We start from the raw sequence: 21,153 nt of genomic DNA, 5'->3' as shown, positions 1-21,153 counted from the left end.
TGTAACCGCGGGCTTCGGCCCGTGATCGGAAGGGCTGGCGGTCTCTCGCCAGCCCTTCCCCCTTCCACCAAACGTGAAAGCGAACAAATGAGCGCTTCCAACCCACGACACCTCACCTACGCGGAGCTCGACCGGCTGACCGCGGAGGTCCTGCCGCGGCGGCTCCTGCTGTCCGCCGTCATGGGCGGCGGACACCGCGGCCACGACGGCCAGTCCGAGGTGTACTACGCCTGCCAGGCGACGCAGTCCGCCGGCACCACCGGGCTGCTCGGTACCGGCCTGCTCGCCGAGGCGCCGCACTCCACGATGACGTGCGTGCCCGCCGTGGTGATCACCCACGACTCATGACCGCGCCCGCCGCCCTCACCCTGCCCTCCCTCGTCGAGGGCGCCGAGCTCGTCGGCGAGTTCAAGAACTCCGGCTACCGCGAACCGCCGCAGCTCGTCTGCCTGCCCAACCGGCAGCTCGTCCGGCTGCCGCCGCTGCTGTTCCTGGTCGTCAGGACGCTGCACGAGCACCGGGACCTGACCGCAACGCAGGACACCGTCACAGCGCTCGACACCGTCGCCGACGCCGTCAGCCAGGAGGCCGGCGCGAGGCTGTCCGCCGAGCAGATCGTCTATCTGGTGGACCGCAAGCTCGCCCCGCTCGGCGTCACCACCTACAGCGACGGCTCCGCGCCGCCCGTCGTCAGGGCCGACCCGTTCCTGGGGCTGAAGTTCAAACTCGCCGTGTTCCCCGAGTCGGTGACGTGGGTGCTCGGCGGCCTGTTCTCCTGGCTGTTCCGCCCCCCGGTGATGGTCCTCATGATCGCCGCGTTCGTGGTCAGCGAGGGGTGGATCCTCACCTCCCGGTCGATCGCGGACGCGCTGTCGTTCGCGATCCTCACCCCGGTCAGCATCCTGCTGGTCATGGCCCTCGGAATCGCGTCGTGCGCGTTCCACGAGATCGGGCACGCCACGGCCTGCCGGTACGGCGGCGTCCGTCCGGGCGTCATGGGCTGCGGCATCTATCTCGTGTGGCCCGCCTTCTACACCGACATCACCGAGTCGTACCGGCTCGGGCGGGCGGGGCGGCTCCGCACCGACCTCGCGGGCGTCTACTTCAACGCCATCTTCGTCGTCGCGTTGACCCTGCTGTACCTGCAGACGGGATTCGAGCCGCTGCTCGCCGCCGTCCTTTACGTCAATCTTGAGATGATGCAGCAGTTGCTGCCGACGCTGCGGTTCGACGGGTACTACATCATGTCGGACCTGATCGGCATCCCGGATCTGTTCAAGTACATCGGGCCGATCCTGCGCCGCACCCTGCTGCGGCGCCCCGCCGACGTCCGGCTGGACGACCTGAAGCGCTGGCCGCAGATCTTCGTCACGTTCTGGGTGCTGACGGTGATCCCGCTGCTGGTGTTCCAGCTCGGGCTCATCATCACGCAGGTCCCCGCCCTGGTGGCCAAGGACTGGGGGATGATGCGCAGGCTCGCGTCCGCCGCCGCGGACGGGGCGGGCCCGCTCACGCTGGTCACCTCCGGGCTGCAGATCGTCCTGCTCGTGCTCCCGCTGATCGGCGTGGCGTTCATCCTGTACAGCGTGGGCCGTCAGCTGGTGCGGCGGGCCGTGCGCTACGTGAACGCGCCCGTCCAGGAGGCCGCGCCCGGGGCCTGACCCTCACGCTCGGACGCGCCGGGTGCCGCACAACGGCACCCGGCGCGTTCTCATACTCCCGGAAATGCATTTTATAAACTTTTACGGTAACGCTTCGAAGGGTCCGCGAACGGGGATCCACGCGGTGTAGGGAGAGAATGGCCGTATTACGGCGCTCCCCCTTTTCGAGGGCCGGCCCGCCCATGGCCGGTGTTCCCGGAAGGCCCCGCGTTGCTCCGTCGCATCACCCCCGCCGCATGGCTGGGGGCCTTCGTGCTGCTCCTCCCCCTCGTGTTCGCGGATCGCTCCACGGCGTCCGCCGAGGCCCGCGCCGAGGTCGTCGCCGAGACGGCCGTCGCGTCCCGGACCGTGGATCTCACCATCGCCTCACCGGCCATGGAAGGCCGCGAGAAGGTGCGCCTGCTGCTCCCGTCCGGCTGGTCGCGGCACGCCGTCCGCACCTGGCCCACGCTGTGGCTGCTGCACGGCGGCGTCGACGACTACACCGCCTGGACGCGCGACACCGACGTCGCCGAGCTCACCGCCCGCAGCGGCGTCATCGTCGTGATGCCGGACGGCGGCCGCTGCGGCAACTACTCCGACTGGTGGAACTACGGGCACGGCGGATCGCCGCGCTGGGAGACGTTCCACATGACCGAACTCCTGCGCATTCTCGAACGGGACTACCGCGCCGGGAGCGAACGCGTGATCGCCGGAAATTCCATGGGCGGGCTCGGCGCCATGCTCTACGCGGCCCGTTTCCCCGGGATGTTCGAGGCCGCGGCGGCCTTCAGCGGATACGTGGACACCCTGCACGACCACCGGCCGGGCGACAGCTCGACCGGCTGGGGGCCGTCCTTCGCCTGCCCCGGCACCGACTGGCGGCGGGTGTGGGGCGACCCCGACGAGCAGGCCGCGATCTGGCACGCGCACAACCCGACCGATCTCGCCGGGCGGCTGCGCGGCGTCCGGCTGTGGGTGGCGAGCGGCAACGGCAGGCCCGGGTCCCTCGGCGGGCTGCCGATCACCGACCCGGTGGAGGCCGCGGCGAACGACCACGCGCACGCGTTCGTGGACCGGCTGCACGCCCTCGGCATCCCGGTGACCGCCCGGTTCTTCGACGGGCAGCACGACTGGCCGTACTGGCAGCGCGACCTGCACGAGGCGTACCCGATGCTCATGGACGCCCTCGGCGTGCGGGGCTGATCAGGTCTGCCGCACCGCCTGCTCCGCGTCCGTGCGCGCGGACGTCCCGTGCCATTCGAGGACGAGAACGGTCGCGTCGTCGTCCAGGCGTCCCGCGTGGTGCCCCAGGATGCTGTGGATGAGACGCCGCAGCGTCTCGGGGACGGGCAGCCCGGCGGCGTTGTGGCGGATGATGAAGTCGACGAACCGGTCGAGGCCGAACTCCGCCTTCTCCGGGTCCCGGGCCTCCACGATGCCGTCGGTGTAGAGCAGGACGCGATCGCCCGGTTCGAGCTGCTCCGCGCAGACCCTGGCCGGGACTCCGAGATCGGTGCCGAGCGGGTGGCCCGGCTCGCATTGGAACGTGGTCACCCACCGCCCTCCGCGGATGACCACCGGCGCGGGATGTCCGTGCAGGACCCAGGAGAACATGCCGGTCCGCAGGTTCAGGTCCGCCAGCACGGCGGTGACGAACCGGCCGGACGTGTCGCGCTCCAGCAGCACCTCCTCGATCCGCCGCCCCACGTCCCTGAGGACCGTTCCCTGCAACCGGCTGTTGCGCCCCGTGGCGACGGCCAGGTTGGACGTCAGGCCGGCCGCGGTGTCGTGGCCCATCGCGTCGAACACGCTGAGATGGACGATGTCGCCGGCCAGGGCGTAGTCGAAGGCGTCGCCGCCGAGCCGGTACGCCGGCTCCAGGGCCGCGCCGATCGCCACCTGGTCGTTGGCGAAGGTCAGCGGCGGCATCATCCGCCACTGCATCTCGGCCGACACGCTCATCTCGCGGGTCCGCACCAGCCGCGCGTAGCCGTCGCTGTACGGCCTCTTGCTGACGATCATCAGTGCCACCAGGCTCGCGAGACACCCGGTCTCCCGCCGGGCGTTCTCGTCCTCCCGGCGGATGGTGACCCGGAGCACGCCGATCCGCTCGGTGCCGTCGAGGATCGGCGCCCAGTACTGGCAGGTCCCGTCGTCGAACACCTGGCCGAGCACCGGCCGCACGGTCTGGAACGCGCGGCCCGCCACGGTCCTGTCGATCTTGAGCTCCGCCTCGGTCCCGGCGTCCGGCCCCCTGCCCGGCAGCAGCCGGAGCACCGTCTGCTGCAGGTCCACGACGTAGATCACCACGTCCTGGAGGCCCGCCTTCGCGGCGGGACCGGCCACCGCGTCCGGCAGTTGCTCCATCGACATCAGATGGCTGGCCGCCAGCAACTCTCTCAGCATCGGCTCGCCGCCCCACGGTCTCGGCGCTTTCTCGGGCCCCGTCGCGGTATCTCCAGGTCACGGGCCTACCCGGTACGTCCCCCGATATGTCGGACGGCCGCCGATGCTAGGAGCGGGCCGGGGACGGCGTCTTGGGCAGCATCGCGGCGATCTCGGGCTTCAGCAGGGCCCGGACGCTCGCATAGGAGGCGCCGAAGTCCAGGTCGCCGCAGCCGTCACTGCCGGCGGCCAGGTAGGAGAGCTGGAACTCCCCAGGTGTGAAGAACGCGCTCAGGCGGGGCGGATCGTACTCGGCTCCACCGATGCCGCCCTTGCGGGGGGAGAAGTCGGCCGGTTCGAACCGCCCGTCGGGTGAGCAGTCGGTCCACTGCCGCTGGCCTTGCTGGAACGGGTGCTGCTTCATGAGCGTCTGCAGCCGGGCCAGGCCGCCGGCCGTGAGCGTCCCGGGCAGGAAGACGTCGCCGGCGGTGAGCCTGCGGCCGGTGCGCAGGTCCACGGTGATGACCTCGCCTCCGGGCGACCCGTCCGCCTGCTGGCACCAGTCGGAGAGCATGAAGTAGCGGACGGACACCAGCCGCGGGCCGCGCAGTCCGAGCCTTGTCTCCGTGCCCACCTTGATGGGTTTGCCCTGGCAGTTGGCCTTGCTCCCCTTCGCCATCGCGATGAGGCGGTCCAGGGGCCCGCGCAGTTCGGCGTTGATCCGGCGTTCCAGCGCCGGGTTCTTCAGCCCGCTGACCGTCGGGTACTGCGCGTTCTGGATCTGGATCGCCGGGTTGGTGAGCGTCCGGTTGTCGGAGACGAGCTTCACGACGGCGACCGGGGCGGGCGGCGGCGACTTGTGGTCCTGGACGGCGTAGACGGCCCCGCCCGCCGTCGCGGCGACCACGGCGGTGCCGGCGACGGCCATCGTCCCCTTGCCGGCCGCCGTGGCGAGGAAGCCCTTGCCGACGGCCGTTCCGGCCGTCCCGGCGCCCGACCCGGCGCCCCCGGCGCCGGCTCCGGAGGCGCCCACGGCGCCCGCGCCGCCCGCACCCGCCGCCGCGGACGCGCCCGGGGTGACGGCGAGCGCCCCCAGCGGGAACAGCGCGGCCAGGGCGACCGCGGCGGCGGCAAGCGCGCGGACGCCGCGCTGCTCCCAGTCGCTCCCGTAGGCGGCGACGGCGGTCGATTCGAGCCACGTCACGAACGCCGCCGCGCCGGGCGGCCGCTCCCCCGGGTCCTTGGCCATCCCCTGCAGGACGAGCGTGCGCAGCGGCTCGGGCACGTCCTGGACCTCGACCGGGGCGCTGAGGTGCTGGTTCATCAGGACCGCGCGCTCGGACGTCGTGAACGGCCGCCGCCCGGTGACGCATTCCATGAACACGCAGGTCGCGGCGTACACGTCGGTGGCGGGGGTCGCGGGCTCGCCGCGCCACTGCTCCGGCGCCATGTACACGGGGGTGCCCGCGAACGACCCCTCTCCGGCGAGAACGGCGACGCCGAAGTCGACCAGCTTGCTGAGCCCGTCGGAGCGCACCACGACGTTCGCGGGCTTGTAGTCGCGGTGGACGACCCCGACGGCGTGCGCCGCCGCGAGCCCGAGCAGCGACCCCTTCAGGACGAGCAGCGCCGCCTCCGGCGTCAGCGCGCCGTGCTCGAGCAGCACCTCCTTGAGGGACACGCCGTTGACCGCCTCCATCACGATCGCGGCGCCCTGCTCGCTCTCCACGAACTGGAAGAGGCGCGCCACGTACGGGCTGGTCAGCCGGCCGAGCATCTGCGCCTCGGCCCGCAGCCCCGCGACCGCCGCGGTGTCCCCGCCGGCGAGGTACTTGATCGCGACCGGTGTCCCGGACTCGTCGTGGTGGGCCAGGACCACCCGTCCCTGCGCCCCGCGCCCGAGCTCACGGTCCTCGGTGAACCCCGTCAGCCGCCATTCCATCCCGTGCTCCCGCCGCTCCTCGATCACGCTTCACAGGACGGTGACGCCGCTGCGTACCGAAAGGTTCGCGCAAGGTGCGGACCAGCGCCAGCCCCGGCGTGGCCGGGGCCCGGGAGGGCCGCGCGGTGAGATGGGACACATCGCCGTCGGCGCGGGCTCCGGCCCGGGACCGTTCGAAGGCACAGGTCACGGGCCGGGCTTATCGTTTTCTGACAAACCGCGACGGAAAAGCACGGTCATGAATTCGCCGGAGGAATGTGCTAAAACCCGTTTGGGGTTCGCCGACGCGAAAGGATCTTCATGGGCGCAGCGGAGGCTCTCGTCCAGGTCGTCGACACGGAGCGCTATCCGCTGGCCGCGCCGGACGGCGCCGGATGGGAGTCCGTCGTTTCCCGCACCCGGGCCGAGCTGGCGAAAACCGGATGCTGCGTGCTGCCCGACTTCATTCGCCCCGCATTGCTCGACGCGTTGCGCACCGAATGCGGGGCGATCGCGCCGCATGCTCATTACGACGTCGAAACGGTGAACGCCTACAACATCGATGTCCGCACTCCATTGCCCGAGGGACATCCGGGGCGCATCACCGTCGAGCGGGGCAACGCGTTCGTCGCCCGCGACCGCATCCCCGCGGACTTCATCGTCCACCGGCTTTATGCGAGCGGGCTCTTCCAGTGCTTCGTGGCGAGCTGCTTCGGGCTGCCGCGGGTGCACGAGCTGGCCGACCCGCTGTCGGGGCTGTGCCTCAACGTGGTCAACCCGGGGCTGGGGCATCCCTGGCATTTCGACACCAACGAGTTCACGGTCAGCCTGCTGACGCAGGAGCCGGAGGACGGGGGCGTCTTCGAGTACTGCCCGAACATCCGGTCGGCGGAGGCGGAGAACTTCGGCGACGTGCGGCGGGTGCTGGCCGGCGGCGGCGGGGATCTCGTCCGCCGGCTGACCCTCCGGCCGGGTGACCTGCAGCTTTTCAAGGGACGGTACTCGCTGCACCGGGTCGGCACGGTCCGGGGGGACACGGCGCGGCACACGGCGATCTTCGCCTACAGCGAGCGCCCGGGGGTCATCGGCAGCGTCGCGCGCACGAGGCAGCTCTTCGGCCGCGTCCTGCCCGAACACCGGGCGGCGGAGGGCCGCGCCGTCCGGGTCGACCGGCTGCTCGACTAGGAGGCCGCTGTTGCGCGTCGACGCGACTGGGAAGATCTCACTCGACCACATCTACACCCGCCCCGATCCGCGCGACTACTTCGGCACGCTGCGGGAACTCGACTACAACATCCCGGACCTGGCCAGACCGCACTTCCAGCGGCTCATCGCCGAATACCGGGAGGTCCAGGGGGTTCCGGCCCCGACCGTTCTGGATATCGGCTGCTCCTATGGCATCAATGCGGCCCTGGTGAAATACGGCCTCACCATGGGCGATCTGTACGACCGCTACGGTGGTCCCGACGCCGTCCGGCACACGCGCGCCACGCTGCTGGCCCGAGACCGGGAGTTGGTCCGTTCCCGTGCACGTACGAACCAGGTGCGTTTCCTGGGCCTGGACGCCTCGGAGAACGCCCTTTCCTACGGACTCGAAGCGGGCTTCCTCGACGGCGCCGTCCACGCCGATCTGGAGAACGTCGAGCCGACCGAGGAGCAGCGCGCGCAGCTCGCCGGAACGGACCTGGTCATATCGACGGGCTGTCTCGGATACGTCACCGAGCGCACCATTTCCCGCGTCGCCGGGGCGCACCCGGAGCGCAGGCCGTGGATGGCGCACTTCGTCCTGCGCATGTTCCCGTTCGACCCCGTCGCCGAGGCCCTCGACGCCGCCGGGTACGAGTCCGTCCAGCGCGGCGGCCTGTTCAGGCAGCGCCGGTTCGCGACCAGGGAGGAGCAGGCCCTCGTCCTCGACCGGCTCTCCGACGCCGGCGTCGACCCGAGCGGTCTGGAGACCGGCGGCTGGTTCTACGCGCAGCTCTACATCTCCCGCCCACGTGGCTGACCATCGAACGCGAGGAACGACTTGAACGCCGGTGAAGAACTCTCGTCCCGCACCTTCGGCAACGAGGAGCGCCTGCCGCGGGTGCCGCTGCCCACGCTCGACGCGACCTGCGAGCGGTTCATGGAGTGGTGCGGGCCGCTGCTGACCGAGGACGAGCGGGAGCGGACGGAGTCCGCGCTGGCCGCCTTCGTCCGTCCGGACGGGCCGGGCCGCACGTTGCAGGCGGCGCTCGAACGCTACGACGCGAGCGAGGGCGTGCACAGCTGGCTGGACACGTTCTGGCCGTACCGTTACCTGGGCCGCCGCGACCGGATCGCGCTGAACGCGAACTTCTTCTTCCTGTTCAAGGACTCCCCCGAGGGGCAGGTCGAGCGCGCGGCGGGGCTGATCGCCGGAGCGCTCGACTACAAGCTGCGGCTGGACCGGGAGGAGGTCCCACCGGTCGTCCAGCGCGGCCGGCCGCTGTCGATGGTGCAGAACAAGTTCCTGTTCTCGGCGACGCGGATCCCCGGCACCGGGCAGGACACCGTCCGCGTGCCCTACACGGACGAGTGGCCCGGCCCGTCGGACGCCCGCCACATCGTGGTGTTCTTCCGCGGCAACATGATCCGGATGGACGTGCTGGGCCCGGGCGGGCGCCCGCACACGCTGGACGAGCTGCGCACGGGTCTCGGCACGATCATGAAGGCGGAGGCCGCGCCGGAGCCGTCCGCCGGACATCTCACCACCAGGGCCCGCGCCGAGTGGGCGGCGAGCCGCGCGGCGCTCCTCGCCCTCGGCAACGAGAAGGCGCTCGACGACGTGGAGACCGCGCTGTTCTGCGTCTGCCTGGAGGACTTCGTCCCCGAGAACACCCTCGACGCCTGCGACCACCTGCTCCACGGCGACAGCGGGAACCGCTGGTTCGACAAGGCCGTGTCGTTCGTCGTGTTCGGCGACGGCACCGCCGGCATCAACGTGGAGCACTGCGGCCTGGACGGCACCACGATCCTCAGCTTCGTGGACGCGCTGCTGAGCGCGCCCCCCGAGAAGGCGTCGCAGCGGTCGGGCGCCAGGTCACAGGGCCTCCCGGCCATCGAGCCGATCGAGTTCGTCCTGGACGACGCCGTGCGGGGCGACATCCAGGACGCCGCGTCGTCCTTCGCCGCCTACGGCGCCGCGACGGCCACGACGACGGTGTCGTTCGACGGCTTCGGCACGGATGAGATCAAGCGGCTGAAGATGTCGCCGGACGCGTTCGTCCAGATGGCCTACCAGCTCGCCCACAAGCGCGCGAAGGGCCACGCCGGCGCCACCTACGAGTCGATCGCCACCCGCCAGTACCAGCACGGACGCACCGAGGCCATGCGCGTCGTCACCCCCGAGGTGCTCCGCTTCGTCGAGATCATGGACGATCCGGCGGCCGGTCCCGCGCCTCGCCGGGACGCGTTCCGCGCCGCCGCCGACGCCCACGTCCGCCGAGCGAAGGAGTGCCAGGCCGGGCAGGCGCCGGAGCAGCACCTGTGGGAGCTGCAGCTGATCCAGAAGCGGCGCGGCGCCGAACTCGGCGTGACCGAGCAGCCGTCACTGTTCGAGACGCCGGGCTGGACGGTCATGCGGGACGACTACCTGAGCACCAGCTCGGCGCCGTCGGTCAACATCCAGTACTTCGGCTTCGGTTCGACCAGCGAGCAGTGCATCGGCGTCGCCTACGTCCTCCTGCCCGACCGCTTCAACGTCTACCTCAGCACCCCGCGGGCGGTCGCGGACGCGATGCGGGTGTTCGCCGGCGGCCTCCGCGAGGCCGTCCGCGAGCTGCGCGAGCTGCTGCGGTGATCAGCGGCCGGGCCGCGCCGGCCGCTGCGCCCGCCCGATCGGGTACAGCCAGCGCCGGAAGGCCCGGCTCAGCGCCGGCATGACGAAGAAGGTGATCAGCGGGATCACGACGACCGGGAACACCAGCGCCTTCAGCCGAGAAGTGCGCCGAGAACCCCGAGGATGCCCGGTCTTCACACTGGAAAGAAATCGGACCATTGCGGAGCAAAAGCGGGAAACGGGGTTTCGCCTCCAAGGTTAAGACCGCCGATGCGACCCTTGGTAAGGTGTCTGACGTGCTTAGCGAGAACCAAGCTGGCACCGCAACAACAAGCTTGCAGTACCAAACCGGGCTGGTTCCAACCCGGCTGGTGTTGATCGTGGAAGACCCGATCGTTCGCTGAGCAACCGGGCAGCGTGAGCCAGGAATCCCTGCAGTACTCGTGAACGGGCGGAATCCCTCCGTTCAGGGAGGGGAGGGTTCAAGACGGTGTAGTACCGGTGACCCGCGCCCCCTCGGGCGCGCAGCCACGTCGTGTCCGGAGTACCGGGTCGCGACCTCGTGGAGTCGCTCCACTCACTCCTCGAAGCCGCGTTCCCGGCCGGGCCTGACGTCCCAGGTGAACACGATGGCGACGGGCTCGGTCGCCATTTTTCCCATACGTGCCTTTTCGCCGGCTCAGCCCGTTCCATGCGGAACCGCCGATCGCGTGCGGCCGCCGAACGCGGGACCCGGCCGCCGCGGGAGCCGCCGGGTCCGCGTCAGGTGGTCGCCAGGGCCTCGGTGGGGCTGAGGCGGGACGCCCTGATCGCCGGGTACAGTCCGGCGACCGCGCCGATGAGCAGGGTCGCGGCGACGCCCCCGAGGACCGCCCAGGCCGGGATGACGACGGGCCACCCCTGGTAGAGGGCGTAGATCGAGGTCACGATCATGCCGATCACCGCGCCGCCGACCCCGCCGAGCGCCGAGAGCAGCAGCGACTCGGAGAGGAACTGGGTGCGGATCTGGCCGCGGGTCGCGCCGAGGGAACGGCGCAGCCCGATCTCCGACCGGCGCTCCAGCACCGAGATGACCATCGTGTTGGCGACCCCCACGCCGCCGACCAGCAGCGCGACCGCGCCGAGGCCGAGCAGCAGCCCGGTGAACGCCTCGCCCGCGGCCTTCTTCGCCGCCAGCGCGTCCGACGGGCGGGACACCTGCACCTCGTTCGGCGCCTCCGGGTTCACGGTCGCGCCCAGCACGTCCCGGACGTCCTCGACGCTCGCGTCCTGCGACCGGGTGTAGATGGTGGTCGGATGCCCGTCGAAGCCCAGCCGGGCCTGCGCGGCGGGCCAGCCGACCAGCGCGGCGGTGTCCAGCTCGGGGGCCAGCGCCGCCGGTTTCAGGATGCCGATCACGGTGAACCAGCGTCCGCCGATGAGCACCTGGACGTCCGGCGCCGCGTGCCCGATCCCGAGGCGCTGCGCGGCGGTCGAGCCGAGGACGGTCGCGGGGAAGCTGCCGGTCGCGGCGTTCAGCCAGACGCCGTTGCCGAGCTCGGCGCCCGTCGCGGACCGCAGGTCGGTGCGGGCGGCGTACGTCGCGATCCCGTTGGTCTCGGTCTCGGGGATCTTGCCCGTCCGGTAGACCTTCGCTTCGTTCAGCAGGCCGATCGACGACACCTGCCGGACCGGGGCGATCCGCGACACCATGGCCTCGGATTCGTACGGCAGCTGCGCCGCCTCGCCCGTCAGGGTGCTGCCGGGCGAGACGGTCAGCAGGTTGGTGCCGAGCGAGGCCAGGGCGCGGTCGAGGTCGGCGCGGGACGAGGAGGAGACCCCGACGACCGCGACCATCGCGGCGATCCCGATCGCGATGCCGAGCGCGGACAGGAACGCCCGCATCGGCCGGGTCCGCAGGCCGACGGCGCCGACCTTGACCACGTCGCCCGGCCACAGCCGGGCCGGCTGCAGCGTGCCGGCCGTCATCGCGCCGCCCCGGTGAGGCGTGAGTCGTCCACCACGAGGCCGTCGCGCATCCGGACCCGGCGGGGCAGGCCCGCCGCGATCTCCCGGTCGTGCGTGATGATCACGACGGTGGTGCCGGCCGTGTTCAGCTCGCGGAGCAGCGCCATCACCCCGTCCCCGGACGCCGAGTCGAGGGCGCCGGTCGGCTCGTCCGCGAGGAGCAGGGCGGGCTCCCCGGCGACCGCCCGCGCGATCGCGACCCGCTGCCGCTCCCCGCCGGACAGCTCGTGCGGCTCGTGGTCCAGCCGGTGGCCGAGCCCGACCCGCTCCAGCGCCACCGCGGCCAGCCGCCGCCGCGCCGCCGGGCGCAGCCCGGAGTACAGCAGGCCGTCCGCGACGTTGTCGATCGCCCGGGTCCCGGCGGCCAGGTGGAAGTGCTGGAAGACGAACCCGATGCGGCTCGCGCGGAGCGCCGACAGCTTCGCGTCCGGCAGCCGTCCCACGTCGTGGCCGTCGATGCTGATGTCGCCCGAGGTCGGACGGTCCAGGGTGCCCAGCATGTTCAGCATGGTCGTCTTCCCCGAGCCGGACGGGCCGACGATCGCGACCAGCTCGCCCGCGTCGACGTGCAGCGACACCCCGGCGAGCGCGTGCACGCCGCCGGGATACGACTTCGTCACGTCCCGCAGTGTGATCATTTCGGCACCCCCACGAGCGTGCCCTCGGCGATCCCCGCGCCGGTGATCTCGACCTTGCCGTCCGCGAACATTCCCGTCTCCACCGGGACGTAGGACGATGTGGCGCCCTTGACGACCTCCACGCCGAAGCCGCCCTCGCGCAGCGCGACCAGCGCGGAGACCGGCACCGTCAGGACGTCCTTCCGCTCGCCCGCGGTGAACTCGACGTCCACCGAGGCGAGGGCGTAGGCGGCGGCCGCCTTCTTCGCCTTGGCGGAGTCGAGCCAGATGGTGACCTCCACCTTCGTCGTCGGATCCGCGCCCTGCTCGGCGGGCTCGATCACGGTCGTGACCTCGTCGATCTCGGCCGTGATCGTCTTGTTCTGGGGCAGCGTCACCTCGACGCGGGCGCCCTTCTTCGCCAGCCGCTGGTCGGCGGTGTCCAGCTCGACGGTGACGGCCTGCGTCGTCCCCGTGTATTCGAGCATCTTCTTGCCGGGTGCGGCCGGCTCCCCCGGATTCGCCGCGACCGACTCGATCCGGACGGGGCCGTTCGCGTAGGCGACCCGTCCGACGTCCACGATGCCGGTCTCGGCCACGCCGATGTCGTCCTGCCATTCCCGGACGGCCTCGGCGGTGTCGGACGTGTACTCGTCGTCCACGGTGAAGCCGTCGTAGCCGAGCGCGCCGAGGTTCTTCTCGAACCGCTCCACGTCGGACCCCTCGGTCCCGACCTGCAGCGGCCGGTAGGACGGCTTGGACCCGTACATCAGCACGACCGGGTCGCCGTCCACCTCGTACAGCGCGTGACCCCGGGTGATCACGTCCCCGCTCTCGGGAAGCTTGGTGATCGTGCCCTTCGTCTGGTTGGTCGCGGTCAGCGTCGGGCCGTAGCCGAGCTGCCCGTCCTCGGTCTGGGCGTCGCTGAGCGTCTGCTTCGCCACCTTCGTCGTGCTCGGCGGCAGGCCCGTCGCCCGGCCGCCGCCGTCGCCGCCGCCGCGGCCGAGCGCCGCCACGGCCGCGACGCCGCCGACCGCGACGATCGCGGCGACGGCCAGGGCGATCTTGAAGCGCGGCCGGCGGCGGCGCGCCCGGCGTCCCTCCTCCTTCGCCGGCGCACGTTCCGTGGTGGTCTCCCCCATCACTTCCCGCCGCCCTGAAGGACCTTCTGGCACGCCTCCTGCGCCTTCTCCAGGTCGGGGTCGTTGCCGACGGTGTTCCTGTCGATCCGGATGCCCGGCTGGTTCGGGTCCGGGTCCGGGAACTTCTCCACGCCGTTCTGGCGCATGCACTTGGCGAACTCGCGGGACCGCTCCTGCTGCTTCGGGTCGGGCGCGCCGGTGCGGTTGGCCATGGGGTTGTACTGCCGGCACGCCTCCATGGCCTTGTCGATGTCCTCCTTCTTGCCCTTGGTCCTGATCTGGATGCCCCCGCCCGGCTTCGGGTCCTCCATGTCGACGCCGTGCTCGCGCATGCACTGGGCGAACTTGACGCCCATCTCGTCCTGGCTCAGCTTCGGGCCGCCGCTCGCGCCGCCGTTCTTCGCGCCGCCCACCGAGGCCACCCCGCCGTCGCCCTTGTCGTCCGACCCGCAGCCGGTCAGCGCCAGTGTCAGCGCGAGCGGCAGCGCCGCCAGAATCTGCAGTCGCATGTCTTCCTCCTCGTCGCCGGCCGGAGCCGTTCCGGCCGTACGAGGAGCGATGCAACCGGGCGAAGCGTTTCCCCTGTGTTTCCCTTCCGGGCGGGCTGCCCCTTACGGAAACGAAACACCGAGCCCGGCACCATCGGCAATCGGAGGAGGCTTCATGAGAGTGCTGGTGGTGGAGGACGAACGGCTGCTCGCCGACGCGATCGCCGAGTGGCTGCGGGACGAGGCGCACGCGGTCGACCTCGCCTACGACGGGGCCGCGGCCCTGGAGCGCGTCTGCGTTAACGACTACGACGTGGTCGTCTTGGACCGCGACCTGCCGCTCGTCCACGGCGACGAGGTGTGCCGGGAGATCGTGCAGGACGGGACGACGGCGCGGATCCTGATGCTCACCGCCGCGGCGGAGGTCACCGACCGCGTCGACGGTCTCGGCCTCGGCGCCGACGACTACCTCACCAAGCCGTTCGCGTTCCCCGAGCTGGCCGCCCGCGTCCTCGCGCTCGGCCGCCGGTCCCGTCCCGCCGCGCCGCCCACCCTGCACCGCGCGGGCATCACGCTCGACCCGGCGCGCCGCGAGGTCTTCCGGGACGGGCGGTACGTGCCCCTGGCGAAGAAGGAGTTCGCCGTCCTCACCGAACTGCTTCGCGCCGACGGCGCCGTCGTGTCCGCCGAGCAGCTTCTGGAGAAGGCGTGGGACGAGCACGCCGACCCGTTCACCGGGGCCGTCCGCCTCACCGTCCTCAAGCTGCGCCGCAAGCTCGCCGACCCGCCCGTCGTCGAGACCGTCAAGGGAGCGGGGTACCGGATCCCATGAGGCTGTCGCTCCGCGCCAGGCTGACCTTCACCTACGCCGGCGTGTTCCTCGTCGCCGGCCTGGTCCTCCTCGGCGTCACCTACGCCCTGTTCAACCAGCAGCTCTCCCGGACGGGCACCACCAAGGTCCTTGCGACCCGGCTGAACCCCGGGCCGGGGTCCACCGGTGCCCCGCAGAACGTCCAGGCCGCCCCGAAGGACGCCCAGTCCGCCGCGGAGGCCAGGCTGCTGGCGGACTCCGAGCACTGGATGAAGAAGCAGCGCGAGGAGCTGCACGACGCCGCCGTCACGTCCCTCGTCACCCAGGGCTCCATCGCACTGCTGGTCGTCGGCGGCGCAGCCGCGGGCTTCGGCTGGCTCATCGCCGGCCGGGTCCTGACCCCGCTGCACCGCGTCACCGAGACGGCCCGCCGCATCGCCGGCTCCCCCGCCGCGGACCGCGGCCTGCACGAGCGCATCGCCCTGCGCGGGCCCCGCGACGAGGTCAAGGAGCTCGCCGACACCTTCGACTCGATGGTCGAGCGCCTCGACCGCTCCTTCGACGGGCAGCGCCGCTTCGTCGCCAACGCCTCCCACGAGCTCCGCACCCCGCTCACCCTGGGCCGTGCCCTGGTCGAGGTCGCGATGCACCGCGAGTCGGCGTCCCCGGACGTCCGGCAGCTCGGCGAGACCCTCCTGCAGATCAACTCGCGCCACGAGCGCCTCATCACCGGCCTGTTGCTGCTGGCCCGCTCGGAGAACGAGATCACCGCGCGGGCCCCCGTCGATCTCGCGGACGTCGTCGGGCACGTCGCGTCCCAGACCGCCGTCGAGGCCAAGGACGCCGGCGTCACCGTCGAGACGGCCACCGCCGAGGCCATGACGATGGGCGACGCCCTCCTTCTCGAACGCGTGGTGCAGAACCTCCTGGAGAACGGCGTGCGACACAACACCGAATCCGGCTGGGTCAGCCTGTCCTGCCGCACGGAGGACGACCACGCCGTCCTGGAGGTGGCCAACTCGGGCCCGGCCGTCCCGCCCTACGAGATCCCGGCCCTGTTCGAACCGTTCCGGCGGCTGGACAACGACCGCATCGTCACCGCCAAGGGCGCGGGCCTGGGCCTCTCGATCGTCCAGTCCATCGTCCGCGCCCACGAAGGCACCGTGACCGCCGAACCCCGCAAGACCGGCGGCCTCCACATCACCGTCACCCTCCCCGCGGCCCAGGCGGGGAGGGCGGACGCCGGGGAGCTCAGCAGGTCCCGAGCATCGTGGTGAGGGCGCTCTTCTCGGCGCTGTCGACGGTGAGCCCGTAGTACCACTTCACCTGGATCCAGGCGCGGGCGTAGGTGCAGCGGAAGGAGCTCACGGACGGCTGCCACTCGGCGGGGTCCTTGTCGCTCTTCGCCTGGTTGACGTTGTCGGTGACGGCCCACAGCTCGGGCCCGCCGAGGTCGTTGGCGTAGGTGCGGCGGCGGTCCGTGGTCCAGGCCCAGGCGCCGGACGCCCACGCCTCGGCGAGCGGCACCATGTGGTCGATGTCCAGATCGGACGCGGCCGTCCAGGTGGCGCCGTCGTAGGGCGAGTACCAGGACCCGGACGTCGCGGCGCAGGACGAGTCGGTGACGACGTTGGTCCCGTCCCGCTTCAGGACGGTCTCGCGCGTGTTGCACGACCCGGAGATCGTGATCCAGTGCGGGAACAGGTCGCGGTCGTAGGTGCTCTGGTGCGATTCGGCGGCGACCGTGAGGGTGGAGAGCCGGGACGTGGCCGTGGCGGCGGACGGGATGTTGGGCGGGGTGGCGGACGCCGGCGTCTCCAGGACGCCGATCAGTGCCGCGCCGAGGAGGGCCGGAAGCGAGAACAGGAGCAGACGTCGCATCGGGGGGAGCCCTTCTGCGGCCGTTCCCGGCCAGGGCCGGGGGCGCCCTGAGGGGGCGGGAACGGCGGCACTGCGACAGTGTCATTTACGGCAAATGCCAATAAATGTCACAATTCCCCAGCCGTGGCCCGGGCATTGGTCGGAAGCTGCCGTACGCCCCCACGGCCCTTTTCCTGACCTGCGGCGACCCTCACTCGAGCGGGAACAGCGCGGCCAGGAACGCGTTCCGGAACTTCCCCGCCGGATCGATTTTGCTCGCCAGTCGAGCAAAATCGCCGGCCCGCTCGTAGCGGGCGATGATCTCCGCGGCGGGCATGGTGGCGATCTTGCCCCAGTGCGGCCGGGCACCCAGCGGCACGAGCCTCTTCTCCAGCTCCGCGACCACGGGCAGCACCCCGCCGGGGTCGTTGCGCCACGTGAAATGGAGGGTCACCGTGTCCCGGCCGTACGCCGGGCTCAGCCAGAGATCGTCGCCGCGGACGGTGCGGATCTCGGAGATGTGCAGAACCGGCGCGACCCGCCCGGCGATCGCGCGGACCGCGGCGAGGGCCGCCGGCGCCGCGTCCCGGGGCAGGAACCACTCGGACTGGAGCTCGTCGCCCGCACTCGGGGTCATCTGCGGGCGGAAATGCGGAAGGCGCTCGTGCCACGGGCCGGGAATCCCCAGCTGGACGGTGCAGGACGCCGGCGCCATGCCGGGCACCGGATGCTCCGGCCCGGGGGCCTCGCGCCCGCCGGCCCAGGCCGGCTCGGGACGGCCGGTGCGGCGCTTGAGCCACACCCTGGCCTCGCCGCTGCGCCAGTCGGTGAACGCGCTGACGCTGTAGGCGGCGCCGAAGACCTCGTCGAACCGCGCCGCCAGGTCGTCGAGCGGCACCTCCAGCCGGACCCTCTGCTCCATTTCGAACGCGGGCTCGACGTCGAGCGTCAGCCGGGTGACGACCCCCAGCGCGCCGAGCGAGACGACCGCGCCCGGAAAGGCGTCGTCGGTGTCGCGGCGGAGCTCGAAGAGGTCGCCCTCAGGGCCGGCGAGTTCCAGCGCGGTCACGGACGCGGCCAGGCAGCGGAGGCCGTCGCCGGACCCGTGCGTGCCGGTGGCGCACGACCCGGCGACCGAGATGTGCGGCAGCGACGCCATGTTCGCCAGCGCGAACCCGTTCCGGTGCAGCTCGGCGGCGACGTCCGCGTACCGCATCCCGGCCCCGACGGTCACGCTCGACCGCGCCGTGTCGATCTCGACCATGGGCGGCAGCCCGTCGAGCAGGACGAGATCCCCGGTGGTGTCGGCGACGCGGCTGAACGAGTGCCCGCTCCCCAGCGCCCGCACCTGCTTGCTCCGCGCGACGACACGGCGCAGTTCGTCCACGGACTCCGGCCGATACGTCCGCGCGGCCCCGTACACGACGTTCCCGGCCCAGTTGCCGAGGCGCTCACGTGTCATCGGCTCCGCCTCCCGGCCGGCCCGGCCGGGCGACACGCCACGGCCTCACGGTGATCCACACCGGCACCGTACTTCCCCGCTCGGCCCGTGTGTGCATTTGTCCGCAGTGCTAGCAGATCGTCCCAGGTTACGGTGAGCTCAGGTCGATCTAACCGCGGAGGGCCCGGCATGACGACCTATCTCGGCGGGGCGAGAGCCGGAGGCGACCTGGTCTCGGGCGACAAGCACGTCCACATGGCCGCGGCGCCCGACGTGGAGGAACCCCCTCGGCAGCTTCCCCTCGACGTTCCCGGATTCGCCGGGCGGCAGGCGGTCCTCGCCCAGCTCAACGCGCTCGTGCACACGGCCGGCCCGGCCCCGGTGATCATCGCGCTCACCGGCATGCCCGGCATCGGCAAGACGGCGCTGGCGGTGCACTGGGCGCACCTGGTCTCCGACCACTTCCCCGACGGGCAGCTCTTCATCGATCTGCGCGGCCACTCCAGACGGGGCGCGCTCCCACCGCGCGAGGCGCTCGGCCAGGCGCTGCGGACGCTGCGGGTGCCGTCCAGCCGGCTGCCGGTCGACGAGGACGAACTCGCCGCGCTCTACCGTTCGCGGCTGGCCGACAAGCGCGTGCTGATCGTCTTGGACGACGCCGCGAACGCGCAGCAGGTCCACCCGCTGCTGCCCGGCACGTCGTCATGCGTCGTCGTGGTGACCGCCCGGCGGAAACTCACCGCCCTCGTGGCGAGAAGCGGTGCCCGGGCGACGGCACTGGACCTTCTGTCGGAAGAGGAGGCGTTCGAACTGGTCGGCGAGGTCGCCGGGCACGAGCGGACCCTGGAGGAGCCGGACGCCACCGCGGAACTCGTCCAGATGTGCGCACGGCTTCCGCTGGCGCTCCGCGTGGCCGCCGCGAACCTCGCCACCCGCCCCCAGCAGTCGGTGGCCGACACCGTGCACGCCCTGGCCGAAGGCGACCGGCTGTCGAAGCTGGCCCTGGGCGAGGACCCCGGCGAGGCCGTCGGCGCCGCCTTCGACCTGTCCTACCGGAGCCTTGCCCGGGAGTTGCAGCGCGCCTTCCGGCTCCTCGGGCTGGTGGAGGGGCCGAACGTCGCACCCCAGGCGGTGGGGGCGCTGCTGGGCACCACACCGGAGGCCGCCCAGCGGCTGCTCGACCGGCTGGAGACCGCCGGGCTCGTCCAGGAGATCGAGCGCGGCCGCTACCACCTTCACGACCTCCTTCGCGAGTACGCGCACAGCAGGGCGTTCAAGGAGGACTCCTCCCTCGTCCGGACGGCGGCGATACAGCGGCTCGCGATGTGCTACCTCACCACCGCCCAGCAGGCCGGGCGGTTCCTCGACAGGTACCGCCGGACGATCCGCCAGGAGCTGACCGCGCCGCCGGTGGACCCCGACCCTGCCGAACGGGCCCGCCACCTCGAATGGTTCGCCGCCGAACAGCAGAACCTGACCGAGCTCATCCGGCAGGTCGCCCGCCTCGAATGGAACCAGCTGACCTGGGAACTGGCCGACGCCGTCTACGACTTCTTCGAGCTGCGCCGGTACTGCCACGAGAACCTGGAGGTCCACCGTCTCGGCCTGGAGGCCGCCCAACGGGGAGCCAACCCGCTCGCCCGCTTCTTCATGCACCACCACATCGCGGTCATCTATCGAGAGCTCGGCCAGACTCGGGAGGCGCTCCTGGAGGCCGCGTCATCGCTGCGGCTCACCATCGAGACCGAGGACCGCTACGGCGAGTCGGCCGTTCTGGACAACATGGCGCGGACGCACCTCCAGCTCAGCGACTACAGGATGGCCTTGGAACTCGGCAGGCAGGCACTGGACATCCGCCGGGAGATCAGCGACCGGCATGCCGAGGCGACCACGCTCGACACCCTGGCCCGGGGCTACCAGGGGCTCAGCGAGTACGACGAGGCCTACGGGTGCGCCACGGAGGCCCTGGAGATCCGCAAGGAGATCGGGGACCTGCGGGGCGAGGCCGAGACGCTCGACAACCTGGCCAGGATCTACTACGGACCGGGACGGATCAGCGAGTCGCTCGCGTCCGCCGAACGCGCCCTCAAGATCCGCAGAGAGATCGGGGACCGGCACGGCGAAGGCGAGACCCTCGCGTTCCTCGGCTACCTCAACATGCGGATCGGCCGCCACCTCCAGGCCCGCGCGCACGCGGAGGAGGCGCTCAGCATCCGCCGCAAGATCACCGACCGCCAGGGCGAGGGCCAGGCCCTCGTGTACCTCTCCACGATCAGGCGCCGGCTCGGCTGGCACGAGGAGGCCGTGGAGGCCGGGCTGGAGGCGCTCGACATCCTCCAGGAGCTCCGGGACCGGCACGGCGAGGCGGAGGCGCTCGACAGCCTGAGCCGCTGCTTCCGCCGCATGGGCATGTACGAACGCGCACGCGAGGACGCGGATCGCTCGCTCACCATCCGCCACTCGATCGGGGACCGGCACGGCGAGGCCAACGTCCTGAACGCCCTCGGGCTCATCGAACTCAACACCGGCCGGCTCGACGGGGCGCGTCGCGCGGCGAAGCGTTCGCTCCGGCTCTGCTACATGATCGGTGACAAGCGCGGCAGCGCCGGGTCCCTCGACCTGCTCAGCAAGGTGTACCTCCAGATGGGCCTGGCCGAGAAGGCGCTGCGGACGGCCGATCGCGGCCTGAGCCTGGAGGACGATGTAGGTCACCGCTTCGGGAAGGTCGTCACGCTGCGCAATCTGGGCGAGATCCTCCTGCGCCTGGACCGGCCGGCCGAGGCGATGGTCCAGGCCCGGCGCGCGAGGGACCTCGCCGCGCAGATCGGCGTGCGGCACGAGGAGATCAAAGCGCTCACGCTGCTGGCCCGGATCTGCGACGCGGTCGACGCGCCGGACGAGGCCGCGGCCGCCCGCACCGAGGCCAAGACGATCACCCACGAGGTTGAGAAGCTTCTTGGGAACTCTTAGCCGTGGGGATATTTGGGTTCTGCACAATCAATGGTGCCGGTGTGGTGAAATTGCCGTCCGGGCCTAAGC

At 71.5% G+C, this 21,153-nt stretch carries 18 protein-coding genes; 9 read left to right on the top strand and 9 right to left on the bottom strand.

All coding sequences use genetic code 11. The features are described 5' to 3' along the window. Positions 1 to 87 precede the first annotated feature (87 nt). The 3 genes from ACQPZP_RS11170 (at position 88) to ACQPZP_RS11160 (ending at position 2,846) form a co-directional block, all read left to right on the top strand. Positions 88 to 348: a hypothetical protein gene (locus ACQPZP_RS11170; protein ID WP_433477561.1), complete on the top strand. Its 261-nt coding sequence runs from the start codon at positions 88 to 90 to the stop codon at positions 346 to 348. Continuing rightward, entirely contained in the window at positions 345 to 1,661 is a 1,317-nt protein-coding gene (locus ACQPZP_RS11165) for a hypothetical protein (protein WP_433477560.1), read from the top strand. Before ACQPZP_RS11170 ends, ACQPZP_RS11165 begins: the two co-directional genes overlap by 4 nt. Before the next feature lie 210 nt (positions 1,662 to 1,871). Next, complete coding sequence (locus ACQPZP_RS11160; protein ID WP_433477559.1) at positions 1,872 to 2,846, top strand: alpha/beta hydrolase; 975 nt, start codon at positions 1,872 to 1,874, stop codon at positions 2,844 to 2,846. Here ACQPZP_RS11160 and ACQPZP_RS11155 read toward each other — a convergent pair whose 3' ends face one another. Continuing rightward, the gene (locus tag ACQPZP_RS11155; protein WP_433477558.1) at positions 2,847 to 4,049 is read right to left on the bottom strand and encodes a PP2C family protein-serine/threonine phosphatase; all 1,203 of its coding nucleotides are present in this window, start codon (positions 4,047 to 4,049) and stop codon (positions 2,847 to 2,849) included. It abuts the gene before it with no gap. Positions 4,050 to 4,155: 106 nt separating this feature from the next. Next, entirely contained in the window at positions 4,156 to 5,997 is a 1,842-nt protein-coding gene (locus ACQPZP_RS11150) for a serine/threonine-protein kinase (RefSeq protein ID WP_433477557.1), read from the bottom strand. A 273-nt stretch (positions 5,998 to 6,270) separates the two neighbouring features. Here ACQPZP_RS11150 and ACQPZP_RS11145 point away from each other — a divergent pair, with 273 nt between their 5' ends. The 3 genes from ACQPZP_RS11145 to ACQPZP_RS11135 are packed head-to-tail and all read left to right on the top strand — an operon-like array spanning position 6,271 to position 9,769. Further along, positions 6,271 to 7,134, top strand: coding sequence for a HalD/BesD family halogenase (locus ACQPZP_RS11145; protein WP_433477556.1), 864 nt, complete (start codon positions 6,271 to 6,273; stop codon positions 7,132 to 7,134). 10 nt (positions 7,135 to 7,144) lie between these two features. Continuing rightward, positions 7,145 to 7,954, top strand: a complete 810-nt coding sequence (locus ACQPZP_RS11140) for a class I SAM-dependent methyltransferase (protein WP_433477555.1) — start codon at positions 7,145 to 7,147, stop codon at positions 7,952 to 7,954. Positions 7,955 to 7,975: 21 nt separating this feature from the next. Beyond that, positions 7,976 to 9,769, top strand: coding sequence for a choline/carnitine O-acyltransferase (locus ACQPZP_RS11135; protein WP_433477554.1), 1,794 nt, complete (start codon positions 7,976 to 7,978; stop codon positions 9,767 to 9,769). On the opposite strand, the gene ACQPZP_RS11130 is transcribed toward ACQPZP_RS11135, so the two are convergent. The 5 genes from ACQPZP_RS11130 to ACQPZP_RS11110 all read right to left on the bottom strand — a co-directional run bounded on the left by ACQPZP_RS11130 (position 9,770) and on the right by ACQPZP_RS11110 (position 14,023). Next, positions 9,770 to 9,892 (bottom strand): hypothetical protein, encoded by a 123-nt coding sequence (locus ACQPZP_RS11130; protein WP_433477553.1) that lies wholly within the window; start codon positions 9,890 to 9,892, stop codon positions 9,770 to 9,772. 618 nt (positions 9,893 to 10,510) lie between these two features. Further along, positions 10,511 to 11,716, bottom strand: a complete 1,206-nt coding sequence (locus tag ACQPZP_RS11125) for an ABC transporter permease (protein ID WP_433477552.1) — start codon at positions 11,714 to 11,716, stop codon at positions 10,511 to 10,513. Next, positions 11,713 to 12,393, bottom strand: coding sequence for an ABC transporter ATP-binding protein (locus tag ACQPZP_RS11120; RefSeq protein ID WP_433477551.1), 681 nt, complete (start codon positions 12,391 to 12,393; stop codon positions 11,713 to 11,715). The genes ACQPZP_RS11125 and ACQPZP_RS11120 overlap by 4 nt, the downstream gene beginning before the upstream one ends. Then, positions 12,390 to 13,514 (bottom strand): peptidoglycan-binding protein, encoded by a 1,125-nt coding sequence (locus tag ACQPZP_RS11115; protein ID WP_433477550.1) that lies wholly within the window; start codon positions 13,512 to 13,514, stop codon positions 12,390 to 12,392. The genes ACQPZP_RS11120 and ACQPZP_RS11115 overlap by 4 nt, the downstream gene beginning before the upstream one ends. Continuing rightward, positions 13,514 to 14,023, bottom strand: a complete 510-nt coding sequence (locus ACQPZP_RS11110; RefSeq protein ID WP_433477549.1) for a hypothetical protein — start codon at positions 14,021 to 14,023, stop codon at positions 13,514 to 13,516. The genes ACQPZP_RS11115 and ACQPZP_RS11110 overlap by 1 nt, the downstream gene beginning before the upstream one ends. A gap of 154 nt (positions 14,024 to 14,177) precedes the next feature. On the opposite strand from ACQPZP_RS11110, the gene ACQPZP_RS11105 reads away from it, so the two are divergent. Then, entirely contained in the window at positions 14,178 to 14,834 is a 657-nt protein-coding gene (locus tag ACQPZP_RS11105) for a response regulator transcription factor (RefSeq protein ID WP_433477548.1), read from the top strand. Beyond that, the gene (locus ACQPZP_RS11100; protein ID WP_433477547.1) at positions 14,831 to 16,090 is read left to right on the top strand and encodes a sensor histidine kinase; all 1,260 of its coding nucleotides are present in this window, start codon (positions 14,831 to 14,833) and stop codon (positions 16,088 to 16,090) included. The genes ACQPZP_RS11105 and ACQPZP_RS11100 overlap by 4 nt, the downstream gene beginning before the upstream one ends. Here ACQPZP_RS11100 and ACQPZP_RS11095 read toward each other — a convergent pair. Beyond that, positions 16,065 to 16,694, bottom strand: a complete 630-nt coding sequence (locus ACQPZP_RS11095; RefSeq protein ID WP_433477546.1) for an HNH endonuclease family protein — start codon at positions 16,692 to 16,694, stop codon at positions 16,065 to 16,067. The two genes, ACQPZP_RS11100 and ACQPZP_RS11095, sit on opposite strands and share 26 nt — an antisense overlap. A gap of 190 nt (positions 16,695 to 16,884) precedes the next feature. Beyond that, a complete protein-coding gene (locus tag ACQPZP_RS11090; protein ID WP_433477545.1) occupies positions 16,885 to 18,135 on the bottom strand; it encodes a D-arabinono-1,4-lactone oxidase in 1,251 nt (416 codons plus the stop codon). A 168-nt stretch (positions 18,136 to 18,303) separates the two neighbouring features. On the opposite strand from ACQPZP_RS11090, the gene ACQPZP_RS11085 reads away from it, so the two are divergent. After that, the gene (locus ACQPZP_RS11085) at positions 18,304 to 21,084 is read left to right on the top strand and encodes a tetratricopeptide repeat protein (protein ID WP_433477544.1); all 2,781 of its coding nucleotides are present in this window, start codon (positions 18,304 to 18,306) and stop codon (positions 21,082 to 21,084) included. Positions 21,085 to 21,153: the final 69 nt, after the last annotated feature.

The organism is Spirillospora sp. CA-142024 (assembly GCF_050942325.1).
In the GTDB taxonomy this organism is placed as follows: Bacteria; Actinomycetota; Actinomycetes; order Streptosporangiales; family Streptosporangiaceae; genus Spirillospora.
Note: the sequence above shows the minus strand (reverse complement) of the source record. Positions and strands in the feature narration are given on the sequence as shown.